The organism is Sporichthya sp. (assembly GCF_013815995.1).
GTDB lineage: Bacteria > Actinomycetota > Actinomycetes > Sporichthyales > Sporichthyaceae > Sporichthya.
The window spans coordinates 1-10,968 of record NZ_JACDFE010000160.1; the positions used below are offsets into that span (position 1 = coordinate 1).

Annotated in this window: 12 protein-coding genes and 1 pseudogene; 8 read left to right on the plus strand and 5 right to left on the minus strand. The window is 70.3% G+C overall.

Annotation, left to right across the window (positions count from 1 at the left end):
- The 8 genes and pseudogenes from H0X00_RS16665 to H0X00_RS16700 all read left to right on the plus strand — a co-directional run.
- A partial coding sequence (locus tag H0X00_RS16665; RefSeq protein ID WP_293772987.1) for a VWA domain-containing protein occupies positions 1 to 651 on the plus strand: 651 nt, incomplete at its 5' end.
- A 138-nt stretch (positions 652 to 789) separates the two neighbouring features.
- A complete protein-coding gene (locus H0X00_RS16670; protein ID WP_293772990.1) occupies positions 790 to 1,278 on the plus strand; it encodes a (2Fe-2S)-binding protein in 489 nt (162 codons plus the stop codon).
- Positions 1,275 to 3,677, plus strand: coding sequence for a xanthine dehydrogenase family protein molybdopterin-binding subunit (locus tag H0X00_RS16675; RefSeq protein WP_293772993.1), 2,403 nt, complete (start codon positions 1,275 to 1,277; stop codon positions 3,675 to 3,677). The genes H0X00_RS16670 and H0X00_RS16675 overlap by 4 nt, the downstream gene beginning before the upstream one ends.
- The gene (locus H0X00_RS16680) at positions 3,674 to 4,531 is read left to right on the plus strand and encodes a xanthine dehydrogenase family protein subunit M (protein WP_293772995.1); all 858 of its coding nucleotides are present in this window, start codon (positions 3,674 to 3,676) and stop codon (positions 4,529 to 4,531) included. The genes H0X00_RS16675 and H0X00_RS16680 overlap by 4 nt, the downstream gene beginning before the upstream one ends.
- 104 nt (positions 4,532 to 4,635) lie before the next feature.
- Positions 4,636 to 5,310, plus strand: a complete 675-nt coding sequence (locus H0X00_RS16685) for an SRPBCC family protein (RefSeq protein ID WP_293772997.1) — start codon at positions 4,636 to 4,638, stop codon at positions 5,308 to 5,310.
- 281 nt (positions 5,311 to 5,591) lie between these two features.
- A complete protein-coding gene (locus H0X00_RS16690; protein WP_367186668.1) occupies positions 5,592 to 6,023 on the plus strand; it encodes a sigma-70 family RNA polymerase sigma factor in 432 nt (143 codons plus the stop codon).
- Positions 6,020 to 6,703, plus strand: coding sequence for a hypothetical protein (locus tag H0X00_RS16695; protein ID WP_293772999.1), 684 nt, complete (start codon positions 6,020 to 6,022; stop codon positions 6,701 to 6,703). Before H0X00_RS16690 ends, H0X00_RS16695 begins: the two co-directional genes overlap by 4 nt.
- A 200-nt stretch (positions 6,704 to 6,903) precedes the next feature.
- Positions 6,904 to 7,647, plus strand: a pseudogene (locus H0X00_RS16700) (sensor histidine kinase); the annotation flags it as partial.
- A gap of 7 nt (positions 7,648 to 7,654) precedes the next feature.
- Here the strand turns inward: H0X00_RS16700 and H0X00_RS16705 are convergent.
- From H0X00_RS16705 to H0X00_RS16725, 5 genes are all read right to left on the minus strand, one after another.
- Positions 7,655 to 8,542: a neutral zinc metallopeptidase gene (locus H0X00_RS16705; RefSeq protein ID WP_293773005.1), complete on the minus strand. Its 888-nt coding sequence runs from the start codon at positions 8,540 to 8,542 to the stop codon at positions 7,655 to 7,657.
- A 97-nt stretch (positions 8,543 to 8,639) separates the two neighbouring features.
- Complete coding sequence (locus tag H0X00_RS16710) at positions 8,640 to 9,059, minus strand: type II toxin-antitoxin system VapC family toxin (RefSeq protein WP_293773008.1); 420 nt, start codon at positions 9,057 to 9,059, stop codon at positions 8,640 to 8,642.
- A complete protein-coding gene (locus H0X00_RS16715; RefSeq protein ID WP_293773011.1) occupies positions 9,056 to 9,295 on the minus strand; it encodes a hypothetical protein in 240 nt (79 codons plus the stop codon). The genes H0X00_RS16710 and H0X00_RS16715 overlap by 4 nt, the downstream gene beginning before the upstream one ends.
- Positions 9,296 to 9,531: 236 nt before the next feature.
- The gene (locus H0X00_RS16720) at positions 9,532 to 10,176 is read right to left on the minus strand and encodes a response regulator transcription factor (protein WP_293773013.1); all 645 of its coding nucleotides are present in this window, start codon (positions 10,174 to 10,176) and stop codon (positions 9,532 to 9,534) included.
- Positions 10,177 to 10,199: 23 nt separating this feature from the next.
- Positions 10,200 to 10,968: GAF domain-containing sensor histidine kinase (locus H0X00_RS16725; RefSeq protein WP_293773016.1), on the minus strand; the 769-nt coding region annotated here is incomplete at its 5' end.

Consider the following 10,968-nt stretch of genomic DNA (forward strand, 5'->3'; position numbering starts at 1 on the left):
GTGCGGGCCATGCTGCGCCGCGGCGGCGAGCCGGCCGAACTCCCCCGCCGGCGCCGCAAGGACCGCCCGCGGCGGATCGTGCTGCTGCTCGATGTCTCCGGGTCGATGGAGCCCTACGCCGAGGCCTACCTCCGATTTGCCCACACAATGAGTCGTAAGCGCCCGCAGGTCGAAGCCTTCACGATCGGGACGCGGCTGACCCGAATCACCCGCGCCCTCTCCGTCCGCGACCCCGACGCCGCGTTGCGCGCGGTGTCGGCAGCCGTCCCGGACTGGTCCGGCGGCACCCGGCTCGGCGACCTGGTGAAGGCGTTCCTCGACCGCTGGGGCCAGCGCGGGATGGCCCGCGGCGCCGTCGTCGTGATCGCCAGCGACGGCTGGGAGCGCGGCGAGGTCGAGCTCCTGGCGACGCAGATGCAACGCTTGCACCGATTGGCCCGGGCCGTGGTGTGGGTGAACCCGCACGTGGGCAAGGACGGCTTCGCGCCGACGGCCGCCGGCATGCAGGCCGCGTTGCCGTTCATCGACGGGCTGGTGGCAGGTCACTCGGTCGCGGCTTTCGACGATCTGGCGCGGCTGCTGTCCGAGGACCTGCGATCCGGCGCGCTACGACAAGGACTGGGCGCCCGGGGACACGCCTCCGTCGCCTGAGGTCGACGTGGCCCCTGGGCCTCTGGTTGGCGCCAAGCTCCGGTGCCTAGGGTGGCGGTATCAGCGACGCCTCCGCTGAGGCTGCTGCGACAACTCCATGAGCCCGTCCTCCCACACCGCCCGGTTGGAGAAGAGACCTTGGTATCGATCAACGTCACCGTCGACGGACGATCCGAGTCCCACGACGTCGAACCCCGCTTGCTGCTCGTCCATTACCTGCGCGATGTGGTCGGCAAGGTCGGGACGCCCATCGGCTGCGACACCTCGAACTGTGGGGCCTGCACGGTCTCGTTCAACGGCCAGTCGATCAAGAGCTGCTCGATGCTGGCCGTGCAGGCCGATGGAGGCGACGTCCTCACCATCGAGGGCCTGGCCGGCACCGTCGAGACCGACCTGCACCCGATGCAGGAGGCGTTCCGGGAGTGCCACGGCCTGCAGTGCGGATACTGCACGCCCGGCATGATCATGGCCGCCTGCGACCTGCTCAAGGAGAACCCCAACCCGAGCGAGGCCGAGATCCGCGAGGGCATCGAAGGCAACCTGTGCCGGTGCACGGGGTACCACAACATCGTGCGTGCGGTGCAGACCGCAGCGGCGTCCATGTCCGGGACGGGGGTTTCCTCGTGACCGTCACCGACAAGGAGTACGAGACCGCGTTCGGCCAGCCGCTGCGACGCAAGGAGGACGCGCATCTGATCACCGGTCAGACGCGCTGGGTCGACAACCTCTCCGCGCCGGGCATGCTCTACGCCGCGTACCTGCGCAGCCCGATGGCGCACGCCAAGATCCGGGTCAACACCGAGGCCGCCAAGTCGTATCCCGGTGTGGTCGCGGTGTACAGCGCGGAGGACTTCGGTGCGGCCCAGGCCGTCATCCCTGACGCGTGGACCGTGCACCCGGACATGAAGAAGCCGGTGATGACCCCGCTCGCCACCGACGAGGTGCGCTACGCCGGCGAGCCGATCGCCGTCGTCGTGGCGGAGACCCGCTACCAGGCCACCGACGCGCTCGAGGCCATCGAGGTCGACTACGACCCGCTGCCCGCGGTCATCGACCTGGAGGCCGCGATCGGAGACGACTCGCCCCTGGTTCACTCCTCGATCGGCACCAACACCTGCTTCTACATCGAGTCTCCGGGCGAAGCCTATGCGGCCGCGAAGGCCCAGGCCGAGGCCGACGGCGGCGTCGTCATCACCCGCCGGTTCCTGCAGCAGCGCCTGCTGCCGACGCCGATGGAGCCGCGGGCGGTGCTCGTCGTCCCGACCATCGACGACCTCACCGTCTACGCCTCGACGCAGATCCCGCACGTGCTGCGCCTGCTGCTGGCGATGCTCACCGGGCACCCGGAGCACAAACTGCGCGTGGTCGCCCCGGACGTCGGCGGCGGCTTCGGCGGCAAGATCAACTGCCTGGCCGAGGAGATCATCGGCGTGCACCTGGCCAAGCGCCTGGGCCGGCCGGTGAAGTGGACCGAGACGCGCTCGGAGAACTTCCTGCAGATGCACCACGGCCGCGCGCAGATCCAGGACATCGAGCTCGCCGCCACCCGTGAGGGCAAGTTGCTCGGGCTCAAGGTCGACCTGATCGCCGACCTCGGCGCGGGCCTGCGCCTGTTCACCGCCGGCGTCCCGATGTTCGGCGCTGCGATGTTCAACGCCATCTACAAGATGGACGCCTACCAGTTCAACTGCCGGACGGTCTTCACCACCATGACCCCGACGGATGCCTACCGCGGCGCCGGCCGGCCCGAGGCCACCTTCGCCATCGAGCGGATGATGGACGAGCTCGCGGCCGAGCTGGGCATGGACCCGATCGAGGTGCGCAAGAAGAACTGGATCGAGCACCACGAGTTCCCGTACACGACGATCTCGGGCTCCATCTACGACTCCGGCAACTACGAGGCCGCCACCGAGCGGGCCGTCGAACTGTTCGGCTACGACGAGCTCAAGGCCGAGCAGAAGGCGCGCCGCGAGCGCGGTGACCGCATGCAGCTCGGCATCGGCGTCTCGACGTTCACCGAGGCGTGCGGCCTCGCGCCCTCGCGCGTGATGGGCCAGCTCGGCGTCGGTGCCGGTGGTTGGGAGCGCGCGGAGATCCGGGTGACGCTGACCGGCAAGATCCAGGTCGTCTCCGGCTCCACCCCCCACGGGCAGGGCCACTGGACCGCGTGGTCGCAGCTGGTCTCGGACAAGCTCGGCGTGCCGTTCGAGGACGTCGAACTGCTCGCCGGCGACACCGCGACCGGCCCGCAGGGCATGGACACCTACGGCTCGCGGTCCCTGGTCGTCGGTGGCTCAGCGATCGTGAAGGCCTGCGACAAGGTGATCGAGAAGGCCAAGCGGATCGCGGCGCACACGTTGGAGGCGAACCCGGACGACCTCGAGTTCGCCGCCGGCGTCTTCACGGTCAAGGGCTCCCCCGGCCCGCAGATGGCCTTCGTCGAGGTGGCCGCCGCAGCGCAGTTGGCGCACAACATCCCGGACGGGATGGAGCCGTCGCTGAACTCGGCCTACACCTTCGACCCGATCAACCTGTCCTACCCCCACGGCACGCACCTGTGCTGCGTGGAGATCGACACCGAGACCGGGTTCACGTCGATCTATCGGTACGCGTGCGTCGACGACGTCGGCACCGTGGTCAACCCGATGATCGTCGAGGGTCAGATCCACGGCGGTCTGGTGCAGGGCATCGCGCAGGCCCTGTTCGAGGAGGCCGTCTACGACGAGGCCGGCAACCTGATCACCGGCACCCTGGTGGACTACCTGCTGCCGTCCGCAGCTGACGTGCCGTCATTTTTGACGGACCGGACCGAGACGCCGTCGACGGACAACCCGATCGGGGCCAAGGGGGTCGGCGAGGCCGGCTGCATCGCCTCCACCCCGGCGGTGGTGAACGCCATCGTCGACGCGCTGCGGCCCTACGGCGTGAACGACGTGCGCATGCCGTGCACGCCGGAGCGGGTGTGGCGGGCCATCCAGGGCGGGCAGAGCCAGTCCGGGTCTGTGGCGAAGGGTGGTGCCCAGTGATCCCGGCGGGCTTCGACTACGTGCGGGTCAACTCCGCCGCGGATGCAGTGGCTGCTCTGCAGACCTCCGAGGACGCGAAGATCCTCGGCGGCGGGCAGAGCCTGATCCCGATCCTGCGGCTGCGTCTGGCGACGCCGGAACTCATCGTCGACGTCTCCGGGGTAGCGGAGATGAATGGCATCCGCGAGGACGGCGACGCGATCGTCATCGGCGCGGGGACCACGCACCACGACGTCACGACCTCGGACCTGGTGCGCACGCATGCGCCGCTGCTGGCGCAGGCGACCGCGACCGTAGCCGACCCGCAGGTGCGCCACCGCGGCACCTTCGGCGGCGCGATCGCGCACGCGGACCCGGCGGGCGACCTGCCCGGTGTGGCTCTGGTGCACAACGCCACGATGACCATCGCCGGTCCTGCCGGGACCCGTGAGGTGGCGGCGGCGGACTTCTTCCTCGACTACCTGACCACCACACTGGCCGAGGACGAGGTGCTGGTCTCGATCCGGCTGCCGAAGCTCGGCGCCGGTTGGGGCACGCACTACGAGAAGTTCACCCGGGTCGCGCAGTCGTGGTCGATCGTGGCCGTGGCCGCGGCGGTACGGCGCGAGAACGGCAGCATCGCCGAGGCGCGGGTGGCCCTGACCAACATGGCGCCCACGCACCTGCGGGCCGCTGCGGTGGAGTCCGCGCTGACCGGTGCTGCGGCCTCGGCGGAGGCCATCAAAGCCGCTTCGCAAGCGGCGGCCGAAGGCACGAGCCCGACCAGCGACCTCAACGCGCAGGCGGACTACCGGGCCGAGCTGGCCCGCGTCCTCACCGGCCGCGCGGTCGCCAAGGCGGCCGGGCTCTCCTGAACCACCCGGGCTCCTGAACCACCCGGGACGTCCGACCGCGAGTGTCCTATAGCGCTCGCCTGGTCGGACGTCCCGGTGTTTTAGCACCGTGAAAGGGTGTCGCTATGGAGCTGCAGCACGAATTCACCGTCCCCGTCCCGGTCGAGCGCGCCTGGGAGATCCTCAACGACGTCGAGGGCATCGCGCCCTGCATGCCGGGCGCCGTCGTCGACGAGGTGCGCAGCGCCGAGGCCGGTGGGCAGGTCCAGGTCGACGGGCGGGTCAAGGTCAAGCTCGGCCCGATCTCGGTGACCTACTCCGGGACCGCGACCTTCCTCGAGGTGGACGAGGCCGCGCGCCGACTGGTGGTCAAGGCCGCTGGCAAGGAGACCCGCGGGTCCGGCACGGCGAACGCGACCATTACGGCGGTGTTGACCGACAAGGGCGACTCGACCTCGGTCGCGGTCACCACCGACCTGGCCATCACCGGCAAGCCCGCCCAGTTCGCCCGCGGCGTGATGGTGGACGTCAGCAACAAGCTCCTGGGCCAGTTCGTGGACTGCCTCTCGGCGAAGATCACCGCGCCGGCCGAGACCGCCGCCGGAACCACGCCGATCACCGCCTCCGCCCCGCAGGCTGCGGCCAACGGGCACGGCACCCCGCGGGCCATCCCGCCCCGGGCCGAGCCGGAGGCGATCGACCTGCTGGGCACCGCCGGCACCCCGGTGCTCAAGCGCCTGGTCCCCGTGGCCGCCGTCGTCGCGGTGCTGCTGTTCCTGCTCAAGCGCCGGCGCGCCTGACCCATCCTCTGAGGCGCGCCCTCCGCGGGACGTCGTCCCGCAGGGGCGCATGTCAGCCTCCCTGCGGGCCGACACGCGCCCGCACGGGACGACGTCCCGCGGAAGTTCTGGACGTGGGGCGTGGCGCGACGAAAGAATCCGCGCGCGCCCGGACATTCTTCTGGCGTGAGCCCTGTGCAGGACGCCCAGCGACGCGCTGACTTCGAGCGCCTCGTCGAGCAGGTCTACGCCCCGCTGCAGCGCTTCCTGCGCCGGCGCACCGACCCGGCGACGCCGAGGACGTGCTCGGCGACGTGCTGCTCGTGCTCTGGCGACGGGTCGACGAGATCCCCGCCGAGGCCCCGGCGGCCTGGTCCTACGGCGTCGCCCGCGGGTGTCTGGCCAACAACGTGCGCGGGAACGCCCGGCACGAGCGGCTGGTCGAGCGGCTGGCCCAAGAGCCAGGCGGCGGACCGCAGCTGGACGCCGAGCACTACGCGCTCGACGAGGCGATGGCCCAACTTCCGGACAACGACCGGGACCTGCTCCGACTCTGGGCCTGGGAGCAGCTCGCCCCGCGGGAGATCGCGACAGTTCTGGGCATCACCCCCAACGCCGCGAGCATCCGCCTGCACCGCGCGATCGGGAAGTTGAAAGAGTTGATGGCACCGCGAAAGAACGGCAGCGGTGGCGGACATCTAGGTGATCGACAGGAGAGGGGGGATGGCGGATGAGCGACGAGTACAGCTCCGAGGGGGAACTCGGGGGGACCTCTGAGGAGGACCTTGAGCTGCGCGCGATGCTCTCCGCCCTCGACCCGATGTCCGCTCGGGTCCCTGTCGAGTCACCCACCAGTCCGCGGGCTCGCCATCAACTGGAGCAGATCATGTCGCAGGGCACCGAGATCACCGAGACCGTCACCCCGATCCGCAGCCGCAAGGGCAAGACCTGGCTGGCCGCCGCAGCCGCCGTCGCGGCCATCGCCATCGGCACCACCGTGGCCGTGGGCACCAGCGGGGGCGACAGCAACAAGAACGTCGTGGCACAGGACCCGAAGCAGGTGCTGGCCCTCAAGGGCAGCGGCGCCGACCCGATGATGTCGATGTGCATAATGTTCGACGTCAACCAGCTGCGCACCGCAGCGGTCGCCTTCGGCGGCACCGTGACGTCGGTCGACAGCGAGAAGGTCACCCTCGACGTCGACCGCTGGTTCAAGGGCACACCGAAGGCCGACGCGGTCACCATCGCGATTCCGCCGGGCGGGGACAACGTCGCTCTTGACGGTGTCGCCTTCGTCCAGGGCGACCGGTACCTGATCAGCGCCACCGACGGCGTCCTCGGCACCTGCGGCTACAGCGGCCCGGCGTCGGCGGACTTCGAGAAGTCCTTCGAGACGGCCTTCCCGGGCGCCTGAACACCCGCACTCTGGCTGCGTGTGCGGGCTATCACCAGCTCCTGATAGCCCCGCCACGCAGCCAGAGTCGCGTCATCAGACCGAGCGCAGCGCCACCGTCGGCGGCATCCGCGAGGCGCGAACGGCCGGCATCAGGCCGGCCAACGCGCCGATCAAGATGGCCGAGGCGATGCCACCCGACCACGCCTCGACGGGGCAACGACGAGTTCCGCGAACTCGCGGACGCCTTCGACAGCATGCTCGCGCGGCTCGAAGCCCACGTCGCCGAACAGCAGCGGTTCGCCGCCAACGCCTCCCACGAACTACGCACCCCGCTGGCGATCGCGCAGACCCTCCTCGAGGTGGCCCGCAAGGACCCGCACCACGACACCGGAGAACTCGTCGAGCGCCTGCATGCCATGAACACCCGGGCGATCGACCTCACGGAAGCGTTGCTCCTACTCAGCCGGACCGACCGACGGTCCTTCACCCGGGAGCCCGTCGACCTGTCGCTGACCGCGGAACAAGCAATGGAAACGCTGCTCCCGCTCGCCGAGAAGAGCGGCATCACCATCGAGACCACCGGCGCCAAGGCCCCCACCACCGGCTCACCCGCGCTCCTGCAGCAGCTGACGACGAACCTGGTCCACAACGCGGTCGTCCACAACCTGCCCGAGCAGGGCACCGTGTGGGTCACGACCAGCGTCCACGCCGGCACGGTGGAGCTCACCGTCGAGAACACCGGTGCGACGCTGACCCCGCAGCTGGTGGCCACGTTCGTCGAGCCGTTCCAGCGCGGCAGCGAACGCATCCGCACCGACCACGCCGGTGTCGGCCTTGGCCTGGCCATCGTCGCGAGCATCGCCCAGGCGCACGACGGAACCCTGACCCTCACCCCTCGCCCCGGCGGCGGCCTCCGCGTCACGGTGCAGTTGCCCGCAGCGGCATCCCGCACCGCCAGGTGACGATCAGTCAGGCGAAGGTGTTGCAGGCGTCCAGGTCGCCGCTGCTGCGGCCGGTGGTGAACCACTTCTCGCGCTGGGCGGCACTGCCGTGGGTCCAGGACTCGGGGTCGACCCGGCCGGTGGACTTCTCCTGGATCCGGTCATCGCCGACGGCAGCCGCGGCGGCCTGGGCCTGCTTCACCTCGGCCTCACCGACGGAGACGTTGCCGGCGTCGTCGGCCAGTCGGCTCCAGACGCCGGCGTAGCAGTCGGCCTGCAACTCGAAGGCGACCGAGAGCGCGTTCGCGTCCTTCTTCGACGAGCGCTGTGCGTCCCGCATCTCTTGCTCGGTGCCGAGCAGCGTCTGCAGGTGATGCCCGGCCTCGTGGGCCAGGATGTAGGCCTGCGCGTACCGGCCCGCGGCGCCGAACTCCTGCTGCAACTGGGCCAGGAAGCCGATGTCGATGTAGATCGACCGGTCGCCCGGGCAGTAGAACGGGCCGACCTGCGAGGACGCCCGGCCGCACCCGCCGGTGCTGACCGCACTCTCGAAGAAGGTGAGCGCCGGCCGCTCGTAGGTTTCGCCCTGGCCAGTGAAGTCGGCCGTCCAGACCTCGTTGATCTCGTTGTAGACCTTGACCAGGTAGCAGTCGTCGTCGCGCTCGATCGCGCCCTCGGTGTTGCACCGGGTGGCCAGGTCGCCCGAGTCGTCGGCCTGGCTCTGCACGCTGCCGTCGGACGGGAACAACAGCGACGGGTCGACCCCGCTCCCGCCGCCGAGGACGCTGATCAGGACGTAGATCACCAGGCCGACGATGCCCACCCCGCCGCCGCCGATCGCGGCGGCGCCGCCGCGCCCGCGTCGGTCCCGAACGCCCGAGGCGTCGACGGAGTTGTCATCGAACTTGATGCCCATTGGGGCGACGCTACCCGCAGGCGGGGCCCGCACTCTGGTCGCGTGTGCGGGGTATGAACGCCTCGCGATAGGCCGGAAAACGCGGCCAGAGTCGCGGTCAGGCGTCCCAGGGGTTGATCAGCTCCACGCCCGTGCCCTCGAAGTCCGAGGTGTTGCGCGTAGCCAACCGAGCGCCGCGATCACGGCAGATCGCTGCAATCTGCGCGTCCAGAACGCTCATCGGTCGGCCCGCTTTCTGCCGGGTCGCCATCACTGCGGCGTAGTCGCCAGTCGCGGCGAAATCGAAGGGCATGACGCGCCCCGCGAAATCCGCCCCGAGGAGGACGGTGACCGCGTCGGAGAGCGCGCGCCGCCGCCGCCCAGCCGACAGCCGTTCAACGCCAGCAAACATCTCGCCCGCAGTGACCGCGGTCGTAGCCAGGCGGTCAGCCGGCTGGGTGTCGAACCATGCCAGCACGGCGGGCGACGGGTTCGGGCGGATCAGCTCCGAGAGCACATTGGTGTCGAGGACGATCACTCGAACGTCGGCGCGCGCGATTGGTCGGTACGTGGGGGAATGTCGAGCTCCACTCCCCCGAGCGCGGCGAATCTGGCGTGGATCCGGCTCCCAAAGCCCATGACCGCCTCGCTCGCGACGGCCGCCTCGAGGATCAGCCGGGCCTCGGCCTCCATGGAGTTTCCGTTGCGTGCGGCTCGAAGGCGCAGCCGCTCCTTCACGTTGTCGTCGAGCCCACGAACCGTAATCGCCGCCATGGCTCCTCCGTTTTGCTATCAATGCTATCAATGATAGCATCTGGCCGCTAGAGCGCCGGGAACTGAGCACGCGCACTTGACGCCGACCACCGACAACTGCTCCGCAGACGTCCACGAGCCGCACGCGAGCCCCTGAACGCCTCACTCTGGATGCCTCGGCGGGCTATCGGCGGCGTCGGATAGCCCCGCCACGCAGCCAGAGTCGCGTCCTCTGCGGCGCGCGGCAGGAGATGGAGCTACTGGACGAGGCCGGCCTCTCGGGCCAGGCGGACGAGCTCGGCGCGGGAGCGCAGGCCGACCTTCTGCTGCAGTCGCCAGCGGTAGGTCTCCACGGTGCGCACCGACAGCGAGAGCATCTCCGCCATCTCGGGGTTCGTGTAGCCCAGCGAGAGGTAGCGCAGAATCTCCTTCTCCCGCTCGGAGAGGTTGGAGACCAGGGCGCCCTCCCCCGCCTGGACCGGCGGTGGCTCCAGCAGCGCGGCGCCCAGGGTGGGGTGGACGTAGCGGACGCCGCGGCGCACCTCGTGCACGGCGTGCAGCAGTTCGACGTCGGCGGCGGCCTTGAGCACATAGCCCATCGCGCCCTCGGCGAAGGCCTCGCGCAGGTAGGCCACGTCCTCGTGCATGGTCAGCATCAGGATCCGGCTGTCCGGGGAGACCTCGGTGATCTTCTGGATCGCCGCGATCCCGCTGCCGTCGGGCAGCGTGACGTCGAGCAGCACGATGTCCGGCCGGTGGCGCCGGCAGGCCTCGATGACGTCGGCAGAGGTACCGACGTCGGCGATGACATCGATCGCGGGGTCCTCGAGGAGCACCCGGCGCAGACCCTCGCGGACCAGGGTGTGGTCGTCGCACACGACCATGCGGATCCGATCGGGCACGACGTCCATCCTTAATGAAACGGTCACAGCGAAACCTCGAAGATCACTGACGTGCCGCGGCCGGGTTCGGAATCCACCCGGAGGGTGCCGCCGACAAGTTCGGCGCGTTCGCGCATGCCGCGCAGGCCGAGCCGGTTGCCGGCGGCGGATCGGTCAAACCCGCGCCCGTCGTCCTCGACGACGATGCGCAGCCGGTGCTGATTGCGGCCCGCGACGATGCTGGCGCGGGTGGCGCCGGAGTGACGGAGCACGTTGGTCAGGCTTTCCTGGACTATGCGGTACGCGGTGGTCTCGACGTCGGGGGCGAAGCGGTCGACGGGGTCGAGGTCGACAGTCTCCAGTTCGACGTCGAGATCGTGGCCCTGCTCGGTCAGGCGGCGCAGGGCGGCGACCAGGCCGAGATCGTCGAGGACGGCGGGACGCAGCGCGAAGGCGAGGCGCTGGACGGAGTCGATCGCGGCGGTCACCGTCCGACGGAGCTCGTCGGCGCGGGCGTGCAGTTCGCCGGGGCCGGCGGACTCGACCAGGCGGACCCCGAGCAGCACGCCGGTCAGCGCCTGGCCGATCTCGTCGTGCAGGTCGCGGGCCACCCGGGAGCGCTCGGCCTCCTGCGCGGCGATGATCTGCCCCTTGGACTCGGCCTGGATCCGCAGTCGCTCCAGCGCGGCCCCGGCGAGGCGGGCGACCAGCTCAGCGAGACGCTCCTCGTCGGGACCGAACAGCCGGCCGACCTGGTCGTGCCCGGCGACGAACCAGCCGGCGGGCTCGCCGCCCACCAGCACCGGTGCGGCC

Coding starts and splice junctions, on each gene's coding strand:
- H0X00_RS16695 (WP_293772999.1), top strand. CDS start 6,020: ATGAGCGACGAGTACAGCTCCGAGGGGGAACTCGGGGGGACCTCTGAG.
- H0X00_RS16705 (WP_293773005.1), bottom strand. CDS start 8,542: ATGGGCATCAAGTTCGATGACAACTCCGTCGACGCCTCGGGCGTTCGG.
- H0X00_RS16715 (WP_293773011.1), bottom strand. CDS start 9,295: ATGGCGGCGATTACGGTTCGTGGGCTCGACGACAACGTGAAGGAGCGG.
- H0X00_RS16685 (WP_293772997.1), top strand. CDS start 4,636: ATGGAGCTGCAGCACGAATTCACCGTCCCCGTCCCGGTCGAGCGCGCC.